The 22,288-nt window shown below is 63.7% G+C and carries 20 protein-coding genes; 11 read left to right on the top strand and 9 right to left on the bottom strand.

Annotated elements, in window-relative coordinates:
* The first annotated feature begins 59 nt into the window (after window positions 1–59).
* Genes lpxD through lpxB form a run of 5 tightly spaced genes read left to right on the top strand, consistent with a single transcriptional unit; the run spans window position 60 to window position 4,473 of the window.
* Complete coding sequence (lpxD, locus tag CK227_RS23605) at window positions 60–1,115, top strand: UDP-3-O-(3-hydroxymyristoyl)glucosamine N-acyltransferase (protein WP_095774341.1); 1,056 nt, start codon at window positions 60–62, stop codon at window positions 1,113–1,115.
* Complete coding sequence (gene fabZ, locus CK227_RS23600) at window positions 1,108–1,575, top strand: 3-hydroxyacyl-ACP dehydratase FabZ (protein WP_095774342.1); 468 nt, start codon at window positions 1,108–1,110, stop codon at window positions 1,573–1,575. The genes lpxD and fabZ overlap by 8 nt, the downstream gene beginning before the upstream one ends.
* A gap of 13 nt (window positions 1,576–1,588) precedes the next feature.
* Entirely contained in the window at window positions 1,589–2,422 is an 834-nt protein-coding gene (gene lpxA, locus CK227_RS23595; RefSeq protein ID WP_095774343.1) for an acyl-ACP--UDP-N-acetylglucosamine O-acyltransferase, read from the top strand.
* The gene (locus CK227_RS23590; protein ID WP_095774344.1) at window positions 2,394–3,308 is read left to right on the top strand and encodes an LpxI family protein; all 915 of its coding nucleotides are present in this window, start codon (window positions 2,394–2,396) and stop codon (window positions 3,306–3,308) included. Before lpxA ends, CK227_RS23590 begins: the two co-directional genes overlap by 29 nt.
* The gene (gene lpxB, locus CK227_RS23585) at window positions 3,301–4,473 is read left to right on the top strand and encodes a lipid-A-disaccharide synthase (protein ID WP_095774345.1); all 1,173 of its coding nucleotides are present in this window, start codon (window positions 3,301–3,303) and stop codon (window positions 4,471–4,473) included. The genes CK227_RS23590 and lpxB overlap by 8 nt, the downstream gene beginning before the upstream one ends.
* Window positions 4,474–4,505: 32 nt before the next feature.
* On the opposite strand, the gene gltA is transcribed toward lpxB, so the two are convergent.
* Together gltA and gltX are read right to left on the bottom strand one after the other, a co-directional pair.
* Entirely contained in the window at window positions 4,506–5,834 is a 1,329-nt protein-coding gene (gene gltA, locus CK227_RS23580) for a citrate synthase (RefSeq protein WP_095774346.1), read from the bottom strand.
* A gap of 183 nt (window positions 5,835–6,017) precedes the next feature.
* Window positions 6,018–7,442: a glutamate--tRNA ligase gene (gltX, locus tag CK227_RS23575; protein ID WP_095774471.1), complete on the bottom strand. Its 1,425-nt coding sequence runs from the start codon at window positions 7,440–7,442 to the stop codon at window positions 6,018–6,020.
* A 102-nt stretch (window positions 7,443–7,544) separates the two neighbouring features.
* On the opposite strand from gltX, the gene CK227_RS23570 reads away from it, so the two are divergent.
* The gene (locus CK227_RS23570) at window positions 7,545–10,001 is read left to right on the top strand and encodes a ComEC/Rec2 family competence protein (protein ID WP_095774347.1); all 2,457 of its coding nucleotides are present in this window, start codon (window positions 7,545–7,547) and stop codon (window positions 9,999–10,001) included.
* On the opposite strand, the gene lexA is transcribed toward CK227_RS23570, so the two are convergent.
* Complete coding sequence (lexA, locus tag CK227_RS23565) at window positions 9,995–10,732, bottom strand: transcriptional repressor LexA (RefSeq protein ID WP_095774348.1); 738 nt, start codon at window positions 10,730–10,732, stop codon at window positions 9,995–9,997. The two genes, CK227_RS23570 and lexA, sit on opposite strands and share 7 nt — an antisense overlap.
* 375 nt (window positions 10,733–11,107) lie before the next feature.
* Entirely contained in the window at window positions 11,108–11,881 is a 774-nt protein-coding gene (locus CK227_RS23560; RefSeq protein WP_095774349.1) for a GntR family transcriptional regulator, read from the bottom strand.
* Between the two features lie 153 nt (window positions 11,882–12,034).
* On the opposite strand from CK227_RS23560, the gene CK227_RS23555 reads away from it, so the two are divergent.
* The 4 genes from CK227_RS23555 to kynU are packed head-to-tail and all read left to right on the top strand — an operon-like array spanning window position 12,035 to window position 16,070.
* Window positions 12,035–13,021, top strand: a complete 987-nt coding sequence (locus CK227_RS23555) for an ABC transporter substrate-binding protein (protein WP_095774472.1) — start codon at window positions 12,035–12,037, stop codon at window positions 13,019–13,021.
* A 58-nt stretch (window positions 13,022–13,079) separates the two neighbouring features.
* Complete coding sequence (locus CK227_RS23550; protein WP_095774350.1) at window positions 13,080–13,859, top strand: ABC transporter ATP-binding protein; 780 nt, start codon at window positions 13,080–13,082, stop codon at window positions 13,857–13,859.
* 5 nt (window positions 13,860–13,864) lie between these two features.
* Window positions 13,865–14,788 (top strand): ABC transporter permease, encoded by a 924-nt coding sequence (locus CK227_RS23545; RefSeq protein WP_095774351.1) that lies wholly within the window; start codon window positions 13,865–13,867, stop codon window positions 14,786–14,788.
* A gap of 34 nt (window positions 14,789–14,822) precedes the next feature.
* Window positions 14,823–16,070 carry a kynureninase gene (gene kynU / locus CK227_RS23540; RefSeq protein WP_095774473.1) on the top strand — a complete coding sequence of 416 codons (1,248 nt, stop codon included), beginning with the start codon at window positions 14,823–14,825 and terminating at the stop codon, window positions 16,068–16,070.
* A gap of 65 nt (window positions 16,071–16,135) precedes the next feature.
* Here kynU and kynA read toward each other — a convergent pair whose 3' ends face one another.
* Window positions 16,136–16,972 carry a tryptophan 2,3-dioxygenase gene (kynA, locus tag CK227_RS23535; protein ID WP_095774352.1) on the bottom strand — a complete coding sequence of 279 codons (837 nt, stop codon included), beginning with the start codon at window positions 16,970–16,972 and terminating at the stop codon, window positions 16,136–16,138.
* On the bottom strand, window positions 16,969–18,594 hold the full coding sequence (locus CK227_RS23530) for an AMP-binding protein (protein ID WP_095774353.1): 1,626 nt from the start codon (window positions 18,592–18,594) through the stop codon (window positions 16,969–16,971). Before CK227_RS23530 ends, kynA begins: the two co-directional genes overlap by 4 nt.
* Before the next feature lie 311 nt (window positions 18,595–18,905).
* Here CK227_RS23530 and CK227_RS23525 point away from each other — a divergent pair, with 311 nt between their 5' ends.
* Window positions 18,906–19,736: an alpha/beta hydrolase gene (locus tag CK227_RS23525; RefSeq protein ID WP_095774354.1), complete on the top strand. Its 831-nt coding sequence runs from the start codon at window positions 18,906–18,908 to the stop codon at window positions 19,734–19,736.
* Between the two features lie 46 nt (window positions 19,737–19,782).
* Here CK227_RS23525 and glp read toward each other — a convergent pair whose 3' ends face one another.
* Genes glp through trpC form a run of 3 tightly spaced genes read right to left on the bottom strand, consistent with a single transcriptional unit; the run spans window position 19,783 to window position 22,285 of the window.
* Window positions 19,783–20,988, bottom strand: coding sequence for a gephyrin-like molybdotransferase Glp (glp, locus tag CK227_RS23520; RefSeq protein ID WP_095774355.1), 1,206 nt, complete (start codon window positions 20,986–20,988; stop codon window positions 19,783–19,785).
* Window positions 20,988–21,470: a cyclic pyranopterin monophosphate synthase MoaC gene (moaC, locus tag CK227_RS23515; protein ID WP_095774356.1), complete on the bottom strand. Its 483-nt coding sequence runs from the start codon at window positions 21,468–21,470 to the stop codon at window positions 20,988–20,990. The genes glp and moaC overlap by 1 nt, the downstream gene beginning before the upstream one ends.
* A 2-nt stretch (window positions 21,471–21,472) precedes the next feature.
* Window positions 21,473–22,285 (bottom strand): indole-3-glycerol phosphate synthase TrpC, encoded by an 813-nt coding sequence (trpC, locus tag CK227_RS23510; RefSeq protein WP_095774357.1) that lies wholly within the window; start codon window positions 22,283–22,285, stop codon window positions 21,473–21,475.
* Window positions 22,286–22,288: the final 3 nt, after the last annotated feature.

Genomic DNA, 22,288 nt, shown 5'->3' with positions numbered 1-22,288 from the left:
TCCCGGATTTTTTTGGATCCGGGAGAAATGTTCCGACCTAGCTGGATATAGCTTCTGGAATGACCGATCCGGTGTTCTTCGCGCCATCACGCCGGTATACGGCGGCCGAAGTCGCGAATCTGACCGGCTCGGTGCTTGTCGATTCCGGCCAATCCGACGTTTCGATCGAGGCGCTGGCGCCGGCCCACGAAGGCGGCGCAAATGCGCTCGTCTTCGTCGACGGCAGGCGCAATTCCGCGCTGATGTCGTCATTGCGGGCGGCTGCGGTGCTGTGTCCGGCGGAATTCGCCAACAAGGCGCCGTCCGGCGTCGCCGTATTGATCCATCCGCGTCCGCAACAGGCATTCGCGCTGGTCGGCCGGCTGCTGTTTCCGACAGCCGCCACGCCGGGCCCAATGACCGGTGAAACCGGTGTTTCAGCGCATGCCCATATCGATCCGACCGCCCATGTCGAAGCTGGCGCCATAATCGAGGCCGGTGTGGTCATCGGGCCAGGCGTCTCGATCGGCAGCGGCACCGTCATCGCGCCAAACGCGGTCATTGGACAATCCTGCCAGATCGGCCGTGACGGCTATGTCGGCCCGGGCGCCAGCATCCAGTATGCGCTGATCGGCAATCGGGTCATCATCCATGGCGGCGCCAGGATCGGCCAGGACGGCTTCGGCTTTGTCGGCGGTGCCAAGGGCCCGGAACGCGTTCCCCAGATCGGACGGGTCGTCATCCAGGATGATGTCGAGATCGGCTCCAATTCCACCGTCGACCGCGGCGCCATGTCCGATACGATCATCGGTCAGGGCACCAAGATCGACAATCTCGTGCAGATCGCCCATAACGTCCGCATCGGCCGCAATTGCATAGTGGCGGGGCTTTCAGGTATTTCCGGTTCCGTGGTCGTGGGTGACAACGTTACGATGGGCGGTGGCGTCGGGCTCGCGGATCACTTGACCATCGGCTCAGGGGCCAAGCTTGCCGCCAGAAGTGGATTTATGAGCAATGTTCCCGCCGGCGAGATCTGGGGCGGTTATCCGGCACAGCCGATGGCGGAAGCCATGCGGGAGATAGCCATGTTGCGCACGATGGCCAGGGCACGCAAGCAGGGCAAGGACAATGGCTGATATGGTGGCGGCGACGACGCTGGAAGCGGTCGACATACTGGGGCTGATGAAGCTCCTGCCGCACCGCTATCCTTTCCTGATGATCGACCGCATCGTCGACATCGATGGCGACGATTCCGCCGTCGGCATCAAGAACGTCACCATCAACGAGCCGCATTTTCAGGGGCATTTCCCGGAGCGGCCGGTGATGCCGGGCGTGCTGATCGTCGAGGCCATGGCGCAGACGGCAGGCGCCATCTGCATCCGCAGCCTTGGGGCGTCGAAGCCGTCGCTGGTCTATTTCCTGACCATCGACAACGCCAAATTCCGCAAACCGGTCGTTCCCGGCGACCAGTTGAAGATTCACGTCAAGAAAATCAAGAAGCGCGGCAACCTGCTCAAATTCGCCTGCGAAGCCCTGGTCGATGGCACCAAGGCGGCCGAGGCCGAGATTTCAGCCATGATGGTCACCGGCGACTGACGATCGAGTGCTTATGAAAATCAAGACTTCAATCCATCCTTCCTCCGTCGTGGAAGAGGGCGCTCAAATCGGTCAGGGCGTGCGCATAGGGCCGTTCTGCCATATCAGCGCCGAGGCCGTGATCGGCGATGGTGTCGAACTGGTCAGCCATGTCTCCGTCATAGGCGCGACCACCATCGGCGCCTCGACCAAGGTCTATCCGATGGCGACATTGGGCGCACCGCCGCAGAACACCAAACACAAGGGCGGCCGCACGACGCTGGTCATCGGCGCCAACTGCACCATCCGCGAAGGCGTCACGATGCATGTCGGCACCGACACCAGCCGCGGCGAAACGACAGTGGGCGACAATGGCAATTTCCTTGCCTACGCCCACATCGCCCATGATTGCGTTGTCGGCAAGAACGCTACCTTCGCCAATGGCGCGACGCTGGGCGGCCACTGCGAGATTGGCGACAACGTCTACATAGGCGGCCTCAGTGCCGTTCATCAATTCGTGCGCGTCGGCGACAATGCCTTTCTTGGCGGGTGCTCGGCCTTCGTTGGTGACGTCATTCCCTATGCCATTGCCGTCGGCAACCGCGCCAGCTTGCGCGGTTTGAACATCATCGGCCTCAAGCGCGCCGGTCTACCGCGTTCCGAAATCCATCTGTTGCGCAAAGCCTACAAGACAATTTTCGACCGCTCCCGCACCGTCGGCGAGAACATCGAATTCGCCAAGGCCGAGTTCGCCTCTTCGCCGACCGCCATGAAGATCGTCGACTTCATCAGCAGTCGCGGCAAGCGGCACTATGCAGTGCCATCGCTAAAAGGCAGCGATGGCGACGATACCGACGATGAAGACTGAGGCCGCTTCCGCCGGTCTTGATCTCCCGCCAGATGCCAGGGTCGGCATCATCGCAGGCGGCGGCAGTCTTCCGGTCGAAGTCGCGGCCGGCTCGGCCGGGCAAGGTTATCCGCCCTTCATCGTCCTCATGGAGGGCGAAGCCGACCGTCTGCCGGAATTGTGCCGGTACGAGCATGAGACCCTTGCCCTGGAGGCGATAGGCTCGCTTATTCCTTTGCTCAAACGCCACCGGATTACCCATCTGGTGCTTGCCGGCGAGATCAAGCGCCGGCCAAGGCTGACGCATCTGCGCCCAAGCCTTAGCCTGCTGGCGGTGATACCAATTGTTGTCATGGCGCTGGCGCGTGGCGACGATGGCTTGCTGAAGGTGGTGGCGCGCGGTCTTGAGGCGCGAGGGATTAAGGTCATGGGCGCCCACGAGATCGTGCCGAGCCTGGTCGCCGCCGAAGGCGTCTTGACCAAAGCGGCGCCGCAGAAATCGGATTGGCGCGACATCGAGGCAGGCTTTGCGGCGGCGAAGGCCATCGGGGCGCTGGATATCGGCCAGGCGGCGATCGCGGTCGGCGGCCGGGCCATCGCGCTCGAGGGTATCGAGGGTACGGCCGGATTGCTCGACCGCGCCAAACTGCTGCGTGGCCACGGCCGCATCGCCGGCAAGACCCGCGGCGTCCTGGTCAAATGCGCCAAGCCTGGCCAGGAACTGCGCGCGGACCTTCCGTCCATCGGGCCGCAGACGGTCGAAGCCGCCCATGCGGCGGGGCTTGCCGGCATTGCCGTCGAAGCGGGGCGCTCGCTGATCCTCGAAGGCTCCGCGACTCTGTCGTGCGCCAATGAACTTGGCTTGTTCATCGTCGGCCTGGCCGCAGCGGAGCCCACGCATGGCTGACAAGGGGCTGAAGATCGCGATCGTCGCCGGCGAGGAATCGGGTGACCTGCTTGGCGCCGACATCGTGCGCTCGCTCCGCCAGATAACAGGTCGCGAGGTGCAGCTTGTTGGCCTCGGCGGCCGGCATCTCAGCGAATTGGGCCTGGTGTCCCCCTTTGATGCCGGTGAGATCGCGCTGATGGGTTTCAGTGCCGTCCTGCGCGATCTGCCGCGTCTCATCAGGCGGATCGGTCAACTGGCCAAAACCATCGCCGAGGAAAAGCCGGACTGCCTGGTCACCATCGACAGTCCGGACTTTTCCTTGCGCGTCGCCAGGAAGGTGCGGGCGGCCAATCCGTCGATACCGATCATCCACTATGTCTGCCCGAGCGTCTGGGCCTGGCGGCCGGGCAGGGCGGTGGCGATGAAGCCCTATGTCGACCACATCCTCTGCATCCTGCCGTTCGAGGTGAAGGAGCTCGACCGGCTGGGCGGCCCGCCGGGCACCTATGTCGGGCATCGCCTGACGCATGATGCGGGCGTTCTTGCCGCCCAGAAGGCGCAGGCCTTGCCGCGCGATCTTACCCAGGACCGGATCAAGACATTGCTCGTCCTGCCGGGCTCGCGGCGCGGCGAGGTACGGCGGCTGATCGAACCATTCGGCGAGACCGTGTCGATGCTGCGCGCGCGCGGGAATCGGCTGCGACTGCTGCTACCGACGGTTCCGCATGTCGCCGATCTCGTCAAATCCTCGGTCAACCGTTGGGACGAAAAACCCGAAATCATCGTTGATCCGCAACGCAAATGGCAGGCTTTCGGCAAGGCCGACGCCGCGCTGATCGCATCGGGAACCGTATCGCTGGAACTGGCTTTGGCTGGTGTGCCGATGGTGTCGTCCTACAGGCTCGATCCGGTCGCCCGTGCAGTTGCGCCGTATCTTGTTTCGGTCTGGTCGGCGCTGCTGCCCAATCTCATCTCGGATCGCGCCCTTATCCCGGAGTTCTACAACGAGTACGTCAAGCCGAACAATCTGGCTCGCCAACTGGAAGCGTTGTTCGCCGACAGCGGCATGCGCGCCTGGCAGAAGGACGGCTTTGCCGAGATCGCGCGGCGCATGGCGACGGACAGGCCATCGGGTGAGATCGCGGCGGGCGTGGTGCTGCGCCATCTAAAAAAGGCGCCCTGAGAGGCGCCTTTTTATGATCTAGACAGCTTCGGTCAGCGCTTGGCGATCGGCACGTAGTCGCGCTCCGGCGCACCGGTGTAGAGCTGGCGCGGGCGGCCGATCTTCTGGCGCGGATCCTCGATCATCTCCTTCCACTGCGCGATCCAGCCGACGGTGCGGGCGACCGCGAACAGCACGGTGAACATCGTGGTGGGGAAGCCCAGGGCCTTCAGCGTGATGCCGGAATAGAAGTCGACATTCGGATAGAGCTTCTTCTCGATGAAATAGGGATCGGTCAGCGCGATCTTTTCCAGTTCCATGGCGATGTCGAGCAGCGGATCGTCCTTGATGCCGAGTTCGCCCAGCACCTCGTGCGCCGTCTTCTGCATGATTTTCGCTCGAGGATCGTAGTTCTTGTAGACGCGGTGGCCAAAGCCCATCAGCCGGAACGGGTCGTCCTTGTCCTTGGCGCGGGCGATGAACTCCGGGATGTGATCAACATGGCCGATCTCGCCCAGCATGTTCAACGCCGCTTCATTGGCGCCACCATGGGCCGGGCCCCACAGGCACGCAATGCCGGCGGCGATGCAGGCGAACGGGTTGGCGCCCGAAGAGCCGGCGAGGCGAACCGTCGAGGTCGAGGCATTCTGCTCGTGATCGGCGTGCAGGATGAATATGCGCTCCATGGCGCGCGCCAGCACCGGGTTGATCTTGTACTCCTCGCACGGCACGGCAAAGCACATATGCAGGAAGTTTGCCGCGAAACCGAGATCGTTCTTCGGGTAAATGAAGGGCTGGCCGATGTGATACTTGTAGGCCATGGCCGCGATCGTCGGCATCTTGGCGATCAGACGCATCGAGGCCACCATGCGCTGGTATGGGTCCGAGATGTCGGTGGAGTCGTGATAGAAGGCCGACAGCGCGCCGACCACGCCGCACATGACTGCCATCGGGTGAGCGTCGCGGCGGAAGCCGGTGAAGAAGCGCGACATCTGCTCGTGCACCATGGTGTGGCGCGTCACGCGGTAGTCGAAATCGTCCTTCTGCGCCTTTGTCGGCAGTTCACCGTAGAGCAGGAGGTAGCAGACTTCGAGGAAGTCACCGTGTTCGGCCAGCTGGTCGATCGGATAGCCGCGGTGCAGGAGAATACCGGCATCGCCGTCGATGAAGGTGATCTCGGACTCACAACTTGCCGTCGAAGTGAAGCCGGGGTCGTAGGTGAAGGCGCCGGTCGTGCTGTAGAGCGAGGCGATGTCGATGACGTCGGGTCCGACGGAGCCGCTTCGCACCTTGAATTCATGGGTCTTGCCGGCGAATTGAAGCGTTGCGATAGCCTCTTGGTTCGCGCCGCCCACATCCAGTTTTTTCGCAGCTTCGGTCATTGCAAACTCCTTGTTGTTTCCTCATGCCGGCAAAGGCAAATTCTGCAGAGCGACACGTCGAAATCACCGCAATGCGCGTATTCGCCACCGCATTTTAGGAGGTGCGTGCCAGATTGGGCCAAGGCCTAATGTTGCACTGCGAAACGCCCCTTTCAATGCCAATCTTCTTGGGCCAGTTCGCTCCTAATCGATTTGATCCGCTATGCGCGCCAGGCTTTCCTCGCGCCCAAGCACGGCAAGCACGTCGAACACGCCGGGCGAGGTGCTTTTGCCGGTCAGCGCGGCCCGCAACGGTTGGGCCACGGCGCCAAGCTTGTGGCCACCGGCCAGCGCATAGTCGCGGATCGCGGCTTCCGCCGCGGCCGCCGTCCAGTCGCTCGACAGCCCATTCAAAGCTTCGTGAGCGCCGCGCAGGATTTTGCGGGCACCGTCATTGAGCAGGAGGGCCGCCTTCTCGTCGACCGGCAGCGGGCGCGTGGCGAACAGATAGGCCGCGCCATCGACGAGTTCGACCAGCGTCTTGGCGCGCTCCTTCAGGCCCGGAAGCGCCGCCAGCAACTGCGCCTTGTTGTGTTCGTTGAGGCGCGCGGCCATCGCCGGGCCGCCCTCGAGATAGGGCAGGGTGGCGATGAAGATGTCCAACAGCTCCGCGTCGGCCATGCGCCGCATATGCGCGCCGTTGATGGCTTCCAGCTTGGCGAAATCGAAGCGGGCAGCGCCCTTGTTGACGTCGCCGATATCGAACCAGGAGATCATGTCCTTGATCGACATGATCTCGTCATCGCCATGACTCCAGCCCAGTCGCGCCAGATAGTTGAGCAGTGCCTCCGGCAGGTAGCCCATGGCTCGATAGGCTTCGACGCCGAGCGCACCATGGCGCTTCGACAGCTTGGCGCCATCGGCGCCATGGATCAGCGGGATGTGCGACATAGACGGCACGTCCCAGCCCATGGCGTTGTAGATCACGGTCTGGCGGGCGGCATTGGTCAGGTGGTCGTCGCCGCGGATGATGTGCGTGACACCCATGTCATGATCGTCGACGACGACGGCATGCATATAGGTCGGGTTGCCGTCCGAACGCAGGATGATGAAGTCGTCGAGATCCTTGTTGGGGAAGCGCACCTCGCCCTGGACGCGGTCATGGACGATCGTCTCGCCTTCGGTCGGCGCCTTGATGCGGATGGCGCCCTTGACGCCCGCAGGCGCCTCCGAGGGGCTGCGGTCGCGCCACTGGCCGTTGTAGCGCGGCGGCAGGCCCTTGGCCCGTGCTGCCTCGCGCATGGCTTCGAGCTCGGCCGGCGTTTCGTAGCTGTAATAGGCCTTGCCCATGCGAACGAGTTCTTCGGCGACCTCGCGGTGGCGCGGCGCGCGCTCGAATTGCGAGACCGCGTCGCCGTCCCAGGTCAAGCCGAGCCAGGTGAGGCCGTCGAGGATGGCGGCCGTCGCGGCGGCGGTCGAACGCTCGCGATCGGTGTCCTCGATGCGCAGCAGCATCGTGCCGCCGGTGTGTTTGGCATAGAGCCAGTTGAACAGCGCCGTGCGCGCGCCGCCGATGTGCAGATAGCCGGTGGGCGAGGGGGCAAAACGAGTGACGACCTTGTCGGACATGAAACTCTCGGAAACCATCTGAAGCGGGGTGCGACTGCGCGGACTTTCGCGCGTCGCGCGTTCATGTAGCATAGGGCGTCAGCGGTGCAAGGGGCAGACCCGATGGCTGGACGAGGCCGGGGCTCGGAACAGGGCGAGGACGCTGGTGTTGGCGTCAGCGAACGGTCCCTGTTTGCGATTCCGCCGCCAGTCTCGCAGCCGCTATCGCCTCTGGTGCCGGGCTCCGATCGTCAACCGCCGCAGGCGGATATGCCGGCGACACTTCCGCCGCCTGCTTCAGGCCGGATTGTGCGTGTCCGGCGGCGACTCGCCCGGGTTTCCTGGCCTCGCCTGCGCCATGGTGCGGCGACGGCAGCGGAGCTCGAGCTTGACCGGGGCATCGCCTTCCTGCTGGTGCCGGTTTGTCTGGCCGCTGGAGCGATCGGCTATTATTCGCTCGCGGCGGAGCCTGATTTTGCAAAGCCTGTCGCGGTCGTCGTGCTGATGGCGGTCTGTGCGCTTGTTTCGCGCTCCTGGCCGAAAACCCATCTGGGCTTCATGGCGGCATTGTTGTGCGCGCTTGGCCTGCTTGTCGCCAAGGTCGAGACATGGCGGGCGGGCACCCAGATGCTGGGTTCGGAAATCTCGACGCAAGTGACCGGCCGCGTCGTTTCGCTCGACCGGATGGAGACCGGCCGCATCCGGCTGACCGTCGACGTGACGTCGACCGCACGGCCGAAACTGCGTTATGCGCCGGAAAGGGTCAGGCTTTCGGCGCGAGATATCCCGGCGGAAATGACCGCCGGCTCCATGGTCACCGGCTACGCTAAACTGTTGCCGCCGACCGGCCCGGTGCGGCCGGACAGCTACGATTTCTCCTTCGACAGCTATTTCGCCGGTATTGGCGGCAGCGGCTTCTTTCTCGGCAATCCAAAGCTTGTCCCAGCCACGGACGACGAGGTGCCGCTCACGGCCCGCCTTTTCTCGGGGATAGAAAATGCTCGTGAAGCCATTGCCGACCACATCAGGGCCAGGGTTGGCGGTGCCGAGGGTGAGATCGCGGCGGCGCTGATCGTCGGTGTGCGGGCCGGCATTCCCGATGAAATCAACGAGGCGATGCGGCGCACCGGCATCTATCACATCATCTCCATTTCCGGGCTGCATATGGCGCTGGTCGCCGGCACCATCATGGGGCTGCTGCGCGGTGCCTTTGCGCTGTTTCCGGACTTTTCCGCGCGTCGGCCGGTGAAGAAATATGCGGCCGCCGCCGCCCTGTTCTCGATCGCCGCCTATCTCGTCATTTCCGGTGTCGTCGTTGCCGCCGAACGCAGCTTCATCATGCTGGCGGTGATGCTTGTTGCCGTCCTGTTCGATCGCGCGGCACTGACCATGCGCAACCTCGCCATCTCGGCGATCGCCGTCATTGTGGTGTCGCCGCATGAGGTCGTCGGCCCAAGCTTCCAGATGTCGTTCGCTGCGACCGCCGCGCTGGTCGGCGCCTATGCCGGCTGGGCGGATCACCATGCGGGAAAAGCAAGACCGCCACCGCCAAAGCGAACTCTGCCGGGTTTTCTCACGCGAAAATTCCTGCTGGCGACGGGCGGGCTGGCGATGACCTCCATCATCGCCGGCTGCGCCACGGCGCTGTTTGCCATCTGGCATTTCCAGCGTGTGTCGCCGCTCAGCCTGTTCGCCAATCTGGCCGTCATGCCGATCGTGTCACTGATAGTCATGCCTTTCGCTGTTCTCAGTTCTCTTGCGATGCCCTTTGGTGCCGACGGCCCCTTCCTTTACGTGATGGGCAAGGGCCTGACCGCAATGATCACCATATCGGCGTGGATATCGGAACGCTCCCCGGTCGATGCGGTCGGGCTGATTTCGCAGCGATCCGTGCTGCTGGTGACCATCGCCCTGGTCATCGCGACGATGGCGACGACCTGGCTGCGGCTCGCGGCAGTGCCATTCGCGCTTGCCGGCCTGCTGACAGTATCGGATACGCGCACCCCGGATGTGCTGATTTCCGAAGATGCGCGGTTGGTGGCGCTGCCGATCGGCGGTGGAGAACTCGCGGTCAGCCGGGCTCGCCCGAACGAGTTCACCGTCGACAATTGGAAACGCGCGCTGGTGTCCGAAACCATCGTCGTGCCGGAGATGTTCGACAGGGCGGACGGGCAATTCGACATTGCCGATGCCGTCAATCTGCCGCCGGGAGCACCGTTCTACTGCACGGATGGCGTCTGTCTTGCACGGCACCCGTCGGGTGCGATCATCGCGCATGTCGAAGACCGCAAGGATACCTGGAAAGCCTGCGGTTTCGCCGACCTGATCGTCGTCAATGACGCGACGGGCTATGATGCCTGCCACAATCCGCTGGTTCTTGTCGTCACCAAACGGCAACTTGCCCGCAAAGGCAGTGCCGCCGTGTTCTTCGACCGCCAATCGGCAACTGGCCCGCCAACCGTCAGCTTCGCGGTGGACGGGCCGTATCGGCCTTGGCACGAGCAACGAAAATTTTCGCGTGAGGCGAGGGGGCTGGCGCCCTATCAAAAACCCGAAAAGACGGCCGCTCCTGCTCAGTAACGCCGGATCAGCCCGACAAGCTTGCCCTGCACCTTGACCCTGTCTGGCCCGAAAATGCGCGTCTCGTAGGCCGGGTTGGCGGCTTCAAGGGCGATCGAGGCGCCCTTGCGGCGGAACCGTTTCAGGGTTGCTTCCTCCTCGTCGACCAGCGCCACGACGATCTCGCCCGGGCTCGCCGTGTCGGCGTTGCGGATGATGACCGTGTCGCCGTCGAAGATGCCGGCGTCGATCATCGAGTCGCCCTTGACCTCCAGCGCATAGTGCTCGCCACCCATGATCATGTCCGGCGGCACCGAGATCGAATGCGTCTGGTGCTGGATGGCATCGATCGGCACACCGGCGGCGATGCGGCCCATCACTGGGATCGACACGGCGGAAACCGCATCGTCATCATTGCCGGCCGCAGGCAAGCGCGACTGCGCCGGCTTGATCTGGCGGCCAAGACCGCCCTGGCCGAGGCTGCCCTGGATGACGCTTGGCGAGAATTTCTTTGCCGCGTTAAGGCCGGGCGCGATCGAATCCGGCAGCCGCAGCACTTCCAGTGCCCGCGCCCGGTTGGGCAGCCGGCGGATGAAGCCGCGTTCCTCCAGTGCCGTGATCAGGCGATGGATGCCCGACTTGGAGGCGAGATCGAGCGCTTCTTTCATCTCGTCGAAGGACGGCGGAATGCCGCTTTCCTTGAGCCGTTCATGAATGAACATCAGCAGTTCATGTTGCTTGCGTGTCAGCATGGCGGCCCCCCGAGGCATTGAACGAAGGGTTTGAATCAGAATCGAAAAACAAACCCAGAACAAACACTATCTGTTCCAGTTGTGTTCCGCAACTGTTTAAAGTTTAATGAATTTGTTAACGCGTCTGAAATTTTTTGACCGGGGCAGAGGGTCGCGATCAATGATTTCCCTGCCGGTACGCGCATTGAAATCGTTTCGGTTAATGGCCTGTGGCCTAGCCCTGAACGCGGTTTGGCATCAGGTGTTTGGGAGGCGTCTGCGGGGCGGATTTGAGCGGCGTATCGATCCATTCCGGCAGAACGAAACGAAACCAAAACGCCAACGATCGTGAGTTCAGGCCGGCACGGCCACGTGGATCCGGACGCCGCGGAAGCATCATCCGGAAACCGCTTTCAGGCTGCCGGCGCGCGCGGTGTAAGTGTTGGCGCCGTTGTCTTCGCTGTGGACATAGACATGCAGCGTGTAGCCGATATGCGCCGTCATCAGCGCCTTTGCCCGCTCTACATCCCGATCGAGCGCCGCTTCCATGATCGCGGTGTGATGCTCGATGGCGATCGCCTCGCGCAGCGCGTCCATTGCCTCGCCGTAGCCGTCCTTCAGGCCGGCCGCCGCCCGCAAAGTCGGCGCCAGGCCGAGAAACCGATGATGCCGACGCAGCTGATCGGCGATCGTCGAGCGGAAGCGCAACAGCCAGTTTGCCGTCGCCGCGCTCAGCAGCGCCGCATGGAAGGCCTCGTGGCTCTCGTCCCATTTGTCGACGGCCGCATCGGAAGGGTCATCGACCGCGGTTTTGCAGCGGGAGAGCCGGTAATGAGCGGTGACGACCGCATCCTCCCATTCCCTGCCGCCGTTCGCGATCGATTCCAGGAACAGCGGCATTTCGACAACCATCCTTGCGCGCGCCAGGTCCTCGAGCTCGGCGCGCGACACGGGAGCGACGGCAAAGCCGCGATTGCTGATGGCAGTGACCAGGCGTTCGGCTTCAAGTCGGGACAACGCTTCACGCAGCGGCGTCCAGCCGACGCCGTATGTGCCGCGCAGCGCGCTCAGCTTGAGCGGCGCCCCCGGCATGAGGCGGGTGGTCAGGATATCGCGCCGCAGCAGCTGATAGGCCGCTTCGGTCTTCGTGGAATTGTTCTGATCCTGCATCGCGGTCGGTCCATCATCAGCCTGTGAAAATTATATATGAAGGGGAAGTATGGCAAGAATTATATATAATGTTTGACACGCGGCGAGGGACTGACCATGATCGCCGCAGTTGCCGTCCTTGAGAGCGGCGCTGATCAAATCTGGGAGGAAATGATGTTGAAGTCGAAATCCGTTTGGCTGTCGGGATTGGCCCTGGCAGGCGCGTTGATGGTCAGCGTCGGCAGCGCCGCAGCCGATCAGATACGCATCGGCATCGCCAATTTCGGCGAGCATCCGCAGCTCAATGCCGCCATAGCGGGCTTCAAGAAGGCACTGACGGACAACGGCTTTGTCGAGGGCAAGGACGTCGTCTACACCGAAAGCCATACCAACTTCGATGCATCTCTGGTGCCGCAGATGATCGCCAAGCTGCAGGCGGAGCAGCCCAAGCTGATCTACACCATCACCACGCCGGTCTCGCAGATCGCCAAGAAGGCGCTCGCCGGTTCCGGGATTCCGATCGTTTTCGCCGCGGTCACCGATCCAGTGGCGGCCAAGCTGGTGCCGTCGTGGGACGCCGGAGACGAAGGCATGACCGGCGCCAGCGATCTACAGGATGTCGCCGCGGTGATGGCCTTCACCAAGAAGCTGCTGCCGAACGCCAAGCGCTTCGGGGTGCCCTACAATCCGGGCGAGGCCAATGACGTTGCCCTGATCGAAAAGATCAAGGCAGCGGCACCCGCCGCCGGCTTTGAGGTCGTCGAAGTCGGCATCGACAACGTCAATGACATCCAGCAACGCATCGCTTCGCTCGCCGGCAAGGCCGACGTGATCTACGGTCCGGCCTCGAACCTGATCCAGCCGGCGATCGCCGCCGTCTCCGCGGCCGCGCGCCAGGCGGGAATCCCGGTCGTCAACTCCGATGACAGCGCGGTCCGCAACGGTACCGTGCCGGCGAGCTTGGCGGTCAATTACACGCAGGTCGGCATGAATGCCGGCAACATCGCGGCCGAGATTCTCAAGGGCAAGGATCCCAAGACGATCGCGCCGTCGCGCCCGGCCTATAAGGACCATATGGCAACGATTTCCCGCAAGGCGATGGCCGCGTTCGGCATCGAGATACCGGCTTCGATGGCCGATTGCGGCTGCATCGTCGACTGATATCGGGCTGGACGGGCGACGGCGCCGTCGCCGTCGCCCATCAGGCCAGGGAGGAACGATGCTCGATATCCGATCCGCGCGCAAAGTATTCTACAAGGGGCAGGCCGACGAGAAGGTCGCGCTGGACGGCCTCAGCCTGTCATTGGCCACCGGCGATTTCGGCATCGTCATCGGCTCCAACGGGGCCGGCAAGAGCAGCATGCTCAACGCCATTTCCGGAGCTCTTGTCCTGGATTCCGGCAAGATCCTGATCAACGGCGCGGACGTGACGGCCATGCCGGTGCACAAGCGCGCCACGCGATTGGCGCGCGTCTTCCAGGATCCGATGCGCGGCACCGCCGCCAGCATGACCGTGGCGGAGAACATGCTGCTGGCCGATCTGCGCAGCCGAAAACGCACGCTGCGACAAGGGCTGAACGCCGCGAGGCTCGCGTCCTACAAGGAGCGCCTGTCGATATTGGGCCTCGGCCTTGAAAATCGTCTCGACACCCGTGTCGACCTACTCTCGGGCGGGCAGCGTCAGTCGCTGTCGCTGATCATGGCTGTCGGCGGATCGCCGGACCTGCTGCTGCTCGACGAGCATACCGCGGCACTCGACCCGCGCACGGCCGAGATCGTCATGCAGGCGACGGTGCGCGCCGTCAACGCGCTGAAACTGACCACACTGATGGTGACCCACAACATGCAGCACGCCGTCGACTATGGCAGCCGGGTGATCATGCTCGATGCGGGCCGGGTCCTGCTGGAGGTCACTGGCGAGGAGAAGGCCAGGGTCACGGTTATCGATCTGATCGGCCATTTTTCCATCAAGACCGACCGCATGTTGCTGGCGAGCTGATCACCATGGGCTTTATTCAGGACGTTCTCACCAGCTTTGTCGCGATCATGCCGGTGACCCTGGCGCAGAGCCTGATCCTGGCCTTTGTCGTGCTCGGCATCATGATCCCGTTCCGCATGCTGAATTTTCCCGATCTGACCAGCGAAGGCGCCTTTCCGCTGGGCGGCTGCGTCTGCGGCGTGCTTCTTGCCGCCGGCGTATCGCCGCTGACCTGCATCGTCGTCGCATTCGCGGCGGGCTTCGCGGCGGGCTGCTGCACCGCCTTCATCCATCTGCGCTTCCGCATCCACACGCTGCTGGCGGGCATCCTGATGATGACGATGCTTTACAGCATCAACCTGCGCATCATGGGCAAGTCCAACCTCTCGGTTTTCGGCTCGCCGACCGTGTTCGACTGGGTCCCGTTCGCACGGCCGGGTTTTCCGGCCAGCAAGATCGTTGTCGCCGGCCTTCTCGCGCTCATCGTCTTCGCGGCGCTCTACATGTTCTTCAGGACCGAGAAGGGGACTGCCGTGCGCGCCGTCGGCGCCAATCCCGACATGGCCGAGGCGCAAGGCATCAATGTCTGGGCGGCGACCATCGGCGGTGTCGGGCTGGCGAGCGCGTTTTCGGCGTCGAGCGGCGCACTGATGGTGCAGTCGCAGGGATTTGCCGACGTCAATATGGGGCTGGGTATCCTCATCAACGGCCTGGCCGCGCTGATGATCGGCGAGGCGGTCGTCGGCAAGCAGACGGTCTGGCGCCAGCTGCTGGCGCCCTTTGCCGGCGCGATCATCTATTACCAGCTGGTGTCGTTCTGCCTCGCCGCCGGCATGCCGCCTCCCGACCTGAAGCTTGCCACGGGCCTGTTCGTGCTCGCCATGCTTGCCCTGCCGAGCCTCAAGCGCGGCCGGGGATCCGCGCCGGCCCGCGAAGCCATCCGTGAATAATCAGGACCTAAACAACCAGGGAATGTCACAAATCATGCGTGCACCGCTCGATCTCGCAGCAGTCGAAGCCATGGATGCGGCCGATCCGCTGCGCGCCATGCGCGACCGCTTCATTTTGCCGGAAGGCGTGATCTACCTCGACGGCAACTCGCTGGGTGCGGCGGCGCCCGCCGTCTTCAACGAGCTGCAGAAGGCGGCGACGCAGGAATGGGCGCAAGACCTCATCCGCGCCTGGAACACCGCCGGCTGGTTCGACATGCCGGTGGCGCTCGGCGACCAGCTCGGACGGCTGATCGGCGCCGCTTCCGGCCAGACGGTGGTCTGCGACACGACCTCGATCAACATCTACAAGGTGCTGCATGCGGCACTCGGCATGCGGCCGGATCGCTCGGTCATCGTCGCCGAGGGCGACAGTTTTCCAACCGACCTCTACATGGCCGAAGGCGTGGCCTCGACGCGGCCGGGCACGGTGCTGCGGCTCGAAGGCGTCGATGCGCCCACCATCGAGGAACTGATCGACGAGCGCGTCGCCGTCATCCTGGTCAACCACGTCAACTACAAAACCGGACAATTGCGCGACATGGCCGCCCTGACATGCAAGGCCCATCAGGTCGGCGCGCTGATCGTCTGGGATCTCTGCCACACGGCCGGCGCCTTGCCGGTCGAGCTCGATGCCGCGAACGCCGATTTCGCCATCGGCTGCACCTACAAATATCTCAATGGCGGTCCGGGTGCGCCCGCCTTCATCTATGCCGCGAAACGCCATCATGATGATGTCCACCAGCCGCTGAGCGGCTGGTGGGGCCATGCGCGGCCCTTCGCTTTTGAACAAGGCTACACGGCCGGCAGCGGTATCCGCCGGTTCCTGTGCGGCACGCAGCCGGTGCTGTCGATGCGGGCGCTGAAAGGGGCACTCGATATCTGGGATGATGTCGACATGGCGGCGGTGCGCAAGAAGAGCATCGCGCTCACCGACCTGTTCATCCAGCTCGTCGAAGCCAGATGCGGCGCCTACGGCCTCGAACTCGAAGGCCCGCGCAACGGCAATGCGCGCGGCAGCCAGGTGTCGTTCCTCCACCCGCACGGCTACCAGGTGATGCGGGCCTTGATCGAGCGCGGCGTGATCGGCGATTTCCGTGCGCCGTCGACCATCCGCTTCGGCTTCACGCCGCTCTATGTCAGCTACAAGGACGTCTGGCGGGCGGTCGAGGTGCTGGAGGACATCCTGCGCACCGGCGCATGGCAGGAAGCGCGTTTCGCGGTCAAGACAGCGGTGACCTGAGAGGTCAGCGCATTCCAGGAAAAGTGTTGGCGGTTTTCCCACAGGAAATGCGCCAAAGCAAAAAGTCAAAGTCGGGTGCGAACCGTCCACAGTTCGGGAAACAGCACAACCTCGAGCATCTTCTTCAGGTAGGAAGCGCCTGAGGTGCCGCCGGTGCCGCGCTTCAGGCCGATGATGCGCTCGACCGTGGTGACATGGTTGAAGCGCCAGCGGCGGAAATAGTCCTCGAAGTCGACCAGTTTCTCGGCCAGCTCATAGAACATCCAGTAGCGCTGCGGATCGCGGTAAACGGTCTGCCAGGCGACCAGGACTTCTTCGTTTTCGCTGCGCGTCTCGCGCCAGTCCGTGCGTCTGGCGTCGGCGCCGATGTCGAACCCATTGCGCGCCAGAAGCAGCAATGCTTCATCATAGAGCGACGGCTCGGCCAGGATTGCCTCCAGCTTGCCGGTGAGGTCCGGCCGGTGCTTGTGGGGTCCGAGCATTGCGAGGTTGCGGTTGCCCGCCATGAATTCGATGGCGCGGTACTGCCAGGACTGGAAGCCCGAGGACTGGCCGAGCGCATCGCGGAATTCGGTGTATTCGCTGGGCGTCATCGTGCGCAGCACGTCCCAGGCATTGTTCAACTGCTCGAAAATCCGGGCGACGCGCGACAGCATCTTGAAGCTCGGCTCGAGCCGGTCGGCGCGAATGGAGCGGATGGCGGCGCCGATCTCATGCAGAGCGAGCTTCATCCAGAGTTCCGAGGTCTGGTGCTGGATGATGAACAGCATCTCGTCATGCGCCGACGACAGCGGCGTCTGTGCGTCCAGCACTTTTTCCAGATGCAGATAGTCGCTGTAGGACATGCGCTCCTTGAACGACATCTGTGCGCCTTCGGAGGCCGGATCGTAGGGCTCGCTCAATTGATTTTCTCCGTGCGCAGCCGGAAGCGCTGGATCTTGCCGGTCTGGGTCTTGGGCAGGGCGGCGATGAATTTGACCGAGCGCGGGTATTTGTAGGGCGCGATCGTTGCCTTGACGTGGTCCTGCAGGCGCTTGACGGTTAGCGCGTCCGCCGCCGCGCCTTGCACCAGCACGACATGCGCCTCGACGATCTGGCCGCGTTCGCCATCCTCGGCGCCTATCACGGCGCATTCGGCGACATCGGGATGCGACAGAAGTGCCGCCTCGACCTCGGGCCCGGCAATGTTGTAGCCGGCGCTGACGATCATGTCGTCGGAACGCGCGGCGAAATGGAAGAAACCGTCCTCGTCCTGGGTAAAAGTGTCGCCGGTGAGGTTCCAGCCGTCGCGCACATACTCCTTCTGCCTGTCGTCGGCCATGTAGCGGCAGCCGGTCGGGCCGCGCACCGCCAGCCGCCCGGTCTCGCCGCGCGGCACCTCGCGCATCGTGTCGTCGACGATGCGCGCCTCATAGCCGCCCACCGGCTTGCCGGTCGATGCAGGCTTCATGTCGCCAAAACGGTTGGAGATGAAGATGTGCAGCATTTCGGTGGCGCCGATGCCGTCGAGGATCGGCTTGCCGGTCTTCTCGGTCCATTCTTCGAAGACCGGAGCCGGCAAGGTCTCGCCGGCCGATACGGCGACGCGCAGCGACGACAAATCGGCGCCTTCATCCATGGCTTTCAGCATGGCGCGGTAGGCGGTCGGCGCCGTGAAGGAAATGGTCGCTTTGTAGTTCTCGATGATGTGGACCATGTTGGGTGGCGTCGCCTGTTCCAGCAACGTGGCCGCGGCACCGAAGCGCAAGGGGAAAATGGCGAGGCCACCAAGGCCGAAGGTGAAGGCGAGCGGCGGCGAGCCGACGAAGATGTCGTCCGGCGTCACCTGGAGAATCTCGCGGGCATAGGCATCGGCGATGATCAGGAGATCGCGGTGGAAATGCATCGTCGCCTTCGGCACGCCCGTCGTGCCCGAGGTGAAGCCGAGCAGCGCGACATCGTCGCGGCCGGTGTTGACGGCGGTGAAGGTGACCGGCTTGTCGAGGGCGGCGCGGTCGAGCTCTGCATCATGGTTGGCGGTGCCGTCGAAGCCGATCACCTGCTTCAGGAAGGCGCTGTCCTTGGCGCAGGCGGTCATCTCGTCCATCAGCCTGGTGTCGCAGAGCGCGGTCGTGATCTCCGCCTTGTCGACGATCTTGGTGAGTTCGCCGGCGCGCAGCATCGGCATGGTGTTGACGACGACGGCGCCGACCTTGGTGGCGGCCAGCCAGCAGGCGACCATTGCGGGATTGTTGGCGGAGCGGATCAGGACCCGGTTGCCCGGCTTGATGCCGTAATTCTCGACCAGCGCGTGCGCCAGCCTGTTGGTCCAGTCCGACAGTTCCTTGTAGGTGCGGCGGCGGCCATTGCCGATCAAGGCGGTGTGGTCGCCGAGGCCCTTCTCGACCAACCTGTCGGTCAATTCGACGCCGGCGTTGAGATGCTCAGGGTAATCGAAGCCGTCGAGCAGGAAATCCGGCCATTGATCCGGCGGCGGCAGATGATCGCGCGTGAACGTGTCGATATGCGCTGAAGGCCCAAGCATGTCGCCGCCATCCCATTTGCTTGCCTGGCCAGTGCGCGAAGCATCCGGCCGAGGTGGTAGATATGAAGTTCCCGTCGTTCGCGAGAGGCTTCGTGCAGCCAGCTACACCTGTTTGTCGACGCCACGGAAGGGTGGCATCCGCAGGCTTGGACAGCACAGCAGACCTCCCATTGTCAGCTGTTCTTCGGGCAGGATCGCACCAGTCGAAATTTGTTTCAAGCCTAAAATGTTTTTGCCCTGGAGCATTGACGCATGGCACGGTGGCGGCCATTGCTAGCGCCAAACGGATGCGCTTTTGGGGGAGGGTACGGATGCTCGAACATCGCATTGCCGATTGGAATAACGCCTACGCCAATGGCGCGAATATCGCCGGCAGCGACCGCTGGCCGGCTGCCTGGGCGGAGCCGGCGCAGGCGTTTCGCGACGCGCTTTCGGCGGCGGGCCGGGCACGACTGGACATCGCCTATGGCGAGCGACCGCGCAATCGCTTCGATCTTTTCCTTCCCGACGCCGCGCCCAAGGGGCTCGTGGTGTTCATCCATGGCGGTTACTGGCTGGAGTCCGACAAGAGCGACTGGTCGCATCTGGCCAAGGGCGCTGTCGGCAGCGGCTTTGCCGCGGCGATGCCGTCCTACACGCAGTGCCCGGACATACGCATCGCCGGCATCGTCCGTGAAATCGGCGCGGCGATCGAAAAAGTGGCGGCGATGGTCGACGGACCGCTGATCTTGACCGGACATTCGGCCGGCGGCCATCTCGCCAGCCGCATGGTGACCACATCAACGCCGCTGCCCACCGATGTGGCAAAGCGAATACGTCATGTCGTTTCGATCTCGGGCCTGCACGACCTGCGCCCGCTGATGCGCACCGCTATGAACGCCGCTTTGGCAATCGACGAGGCCGAAGCCCAGGCCGAAAGCCCCGCGCTGCTGCGGCCCCTCGATGGCACGCGCATCACCTGCTGGGCCGGCGGCGGCGAGCGTTCGGAGTTCCTGCGGCAGAATGCGCTGCTGGCCAATATCTGGACCGGACTTGGCGCCGCCACCAGCTGCGTGGTCGAGCCCGACCGGCACCATTACGACATTGTCGATGGCCTCGCCGATCCGGCGCATGCGCTGACGCAAACCTTGATCTCGGAATAGGTGAGATCGTTTTTGTCCTGTTATCAGTCAGTTATGGGATAACTCTTCAGCGCAACATTAGAACGCTGCAAGAATCCCCGGCGGCGGATGCGGGGGCAAATGGCGCCCGTACGATCAGTCCGTTGGCGTCGGCCAGCATCCTCAGCATGGACGAATCCTGGATGCTGAACGGCGTCGCCACCAGTTCGCCGTCGTCTTCCCTGACCAAAGCGCGCACATAGTCCTGGCGCAGATCATTGGCCGGCATTGCGGCGCCCAGCCGCGCCGGACGGATGTCCTGGCGATGATCGCGGCCGCCGAGCCTCGCCAGAAGCGGCTTCAGGAACAATTGCGAGCAGACCAGGCTGGCCACCGGATTGCCGGGCAGGCCGATACATCTGATAGCGCCGAGGCGTCCGAACATCAGCGGCTTGCCGGGGCGCATGGCGATCTTCCAGAAGCCGAGCGTCATGCCTTCGCCGGTCAGCACGTCATGGATCAGGTCATGGTCACCGACCGAGGCGCCGCCAAGCGTGACGATGACATCCGCACCGGCCGCGACCGCCTTTTTGACCAGCGCTGCGATGGCTTCCTTGCGGTCGGCGGCAATGCCAAGATCGAGCGCGCGGGCGCCGACCGATTGCGCGGCAGCGACGACGCCATAGGCGTTGGACGAGATGATCTGGTCCGGTCCGAGTTCGCTGCCGGGCGGCAGCAGCTCGTCGCCCGTAGCGATGATGGCGACCAGCGGCCGTTTGACCACGTTCACTCTGGGGTGGTTGGCCGATGCTGTCAGCGAGAGCGCCGCCGCATCGAGTAGCCGACCTCTTTCAAGCAGGACATCGCCTTTCGAAAAATCGAGGCCGATGCGGCGGATGTTGCGCCACTCCGCCGTCGGTTCGATCACTTCGATGCGTCCGCTGCCGAGGTCGCGGACGTTTTCCTGGATGACGATGGTGTCGGCGCCCTCGGGCAGTGGCGCGCCGGTGAAGATGCGCACCGCCTGGCGCTCGCCGACGGAACCGTCAAAGCCACGCCCGGCCGGCGCCATGCCGATCACCGAGAGTTTCGACGGCACGGACGCCACATTGGCGGCGCGGACTGCGTAACCATCCATGGCCGAAGCGTTGAAGGGCGGTTGAGTGCGAAGTGCCGCGACCGGTTCCGCCAGCACCCGATCGACTGCCTCGAACAGAGGCACGCTTTCGCCGGCCAGCGGTGCTGCACCATCCAGCAGGCGCTCAAGCGCCTCGGTCACCGGAACCAGCGCCATCAGGCGCCAACCTTGTAGTCGCCGGACTTGCCGCCGGTCTTTTCCACCAAGCGGACACCGGAGATGATCATGGCGCGGTCCACGGCCTTGGCCATGTCGTAAATGGTCAGGCAGGCAACGGAGGCAGCCGTCAGCGCTTCCATCTCGACGCCGGTCTTGCCGGTGACGCGCGCCAGCGCGGTGACTTTCAGGCCGGGCAACGCGTGGTCGGGCTCGATGTCGACGGAAACCTTAGTCAAGAGCAGGGGATGGCAGAGCGGGATCAGCTCATGCGTCTTCTTCGCCGCCATGATGCCGGCGATGCGGGCAGTGCCGAGCACATCGCCCTTCTTGGCGTTTCCGGCGAGGATGGTCTTCAGCGTCTCGGGCTGCATCGAGACGAACCCTTCGGCGATCGCCGTGCGCGTCGTCTCTTGCTTGTCGCCGACATCGACCATATTGGCCTCGCCCTGCGCGCCGAGATGGGTGAGGGCGGCCTTCATCGTCAGACGGCCTCGGCCAGAGCCTTGCCGGTCAACAGAATGCGGGTCGCCGCGGTGACATCGTGTTGCCGCATCAGGCTCTCGCCGACAAGGAAGGTGCCGATGTCCTTCTTCTGCAGCCTGAGGCAATCATCATGTGTGAAGATGCCGCTCTCACTGACCAGCAGGCGGTCGGCCGGCACCATCGTTGCCAGCCGCTCGGAGGTTTCGAGGCTGGTCTCGAACGTTCTCAGATTGCGGTTGTTTATGCCGATCAGCCGCGACGACAGTTTTAGCGCTCGTTGCGTCTCGGCCTCATCATGCACCTCGATCAGCGCATCCATGCCGAGTTCGAATGCGGTCGCTTCCAATTCGCTCGCCAAGGCATCGTCGACGCTGGCCATGATGATCAGGACGGCATCCGCGCCCCAGGCGCGCGCCTCGTAGACCTGGTAGGGGTCGAACAGGAAATCCTTGCGCAACGCGGGCAGGGCGACGGCTGCGCGTGCCCTGGTGAGGAATTCCGGCGCGCCCTGGAAGGACGGTGCATCGGTCAATACCGAAAGACAGGCGGCGCCGCCCTTCTCATAGGCCTGCGCCAGTGCCGGCGGATCGAAATCGGCACGGATCAGCCCCTTGGAAGGACTTGCCTTCTTGATTTCGGCGATCAGGGCAAAGCGACCCGATCTGCGCTTCGCCTCAAGGGCTGCAAGAAAGCCGCGTGGCGCGTCGGCGTCCTTCGCCCGCGCCTTGATCTCGGCCAGCGGCACGCGTGCCTTGGCGGCGGCAATCTCGTCGCGCTTGTAGGCCTCGATCTTGCGCAAAATGTCAGACACGGT

Source organism: Mesorhizobium sp. WSM4308 (assembly GCF_002294905.1).
Taxonomy (GTDB): domain Bacteria; phylum Pseudomonadota; class Alphaproteobacteria; order Rhizobiales; family Rhizobiaceae; genus Mesorhizobium.
Note: the sequence above shows the minus strand (reverse complement) of the source record. Positions and strands in the feature narration are given on the sequence as shown.

Bases quoted from the DNA above. Each gene is read 5' to 3' on its own strand.
- CK227_RS23570 (WP_095774347.1), top strand. From the start codon at position 7,545: ATGGCTGGACGAGGCCGGGGCTCGGAACAGGGCGAGGACGCTGGTGTT.
- CK227_RS23550 (WP_095774350.1), top strand. From the start codon at position 13,080: ATGCTCGATATCCGATCCGCGCGCAAAGTATTCTACAAGGGGCAGGCC.
- CK227_RS23555 (WP_095774472.1), top strand. From the start codon at position 12,035: ATGTTGAAGTCGAAATCCGTTTGGCTGTCGGGATTGGCCCTGGCAGGC.
- CK227_RS23560 (WP_095774349.1), bottom strand. From the start codon at position 11,881: ATGCAGGATCAGAACAATTCCACGAAGACCGAAGCGGCCTATCAGCTG.
- lpxD (WP_095774341.1), top strand. From the start codon at position 60: ATGACCGATCCGGTGTTCTTCGCGCCATCACGCCGGTATACGGCGGCC.
- moaC (WP_095774356.1), bottom strand. From the start codon at position 21,470: ATGAAGGCCGCCCTCACCCATCTCGGCGCGCAGGGCGAGGCCAATATG.
- gltX (WP_095774471.1), bottom strand. From the start codon at position 7,442: ATGTCCGACAAGGTCGTCACTCGTTTTGCCCCCTCGCCCACCGGCTAT.
- kynU (WP_095774473.1), top strand. From the start codon at position 14,823: ATGCGTGCACCGCTCGATCTCGCAGCAGTCGAAGCCATGGATGCGGCC.
- CK227_RS23525 (WP_095774354.1), top strand. From the start codon at position 18,906: ATGCTCGAACATCGCATTGCCGATTGGAATAACGCCTACGCCAATGGC.
- lpxA (WP_095774343.1), top strand. From the start codon at position 1,589: ATGAAAATCAAGACTTCAATCCATCCTTCCTCCGTCGTGGAAGAGGGC.
- fabZ (WP_095774342.1), top strand. From the start codon at position 1,108: ATGGCTGATATGGTGGCGGCGACGACGCTGGAAGCGGTCGACATACTG.
- CK227_RS23545 (WP_095774351.1), top strand. From the start codon at position 13,865: ATGGGCTTTATTCAGGACGTTCTCACCAGCTTTGTCGCGATCATGCCG.
- lpxB (WP_095774345.1), top strand. From the start codon at position 3,301: ATGGCTGACAAGGGGCTGAAGATCGCGATCGTCGCCGGCGAGGAATCG.
- glp (WP_095774355.1), bottom strand. From the start codon at position 20,988: ATGGCGCTGGTTCCGGTGACCGAGGCGCTTGAGCGCCTGCTGGATGGT.
- CK227_RS23530 (WP_095774353.1), bottom strand. From the start codon at position 18,594: ATGCTTGGGCCTTCAGCGCATATCGACACGTTCACGCGCGATCATCTG.
- gltA (WP_095774346.1), bottom strand. From the start codon at position 5,834: ATGACCGAAGCTGCGAAAAAACTGGATGTGGGCGGCGCGAACCAAGAG.
- CK227_RS23590 (WP_095774344.1), top strand. From the start codon at position 2,394: ATGGCGACGATACCGACGATGAAGACTGAGGCCGCTTCCGCCGGTCTT.
- lexA (WP_095774348.1), bottom strand. From the start codon at position 10,732: ATGCTGACACGCAAGCAACATGAACTGCTGATGTTCATTCATGAACGG.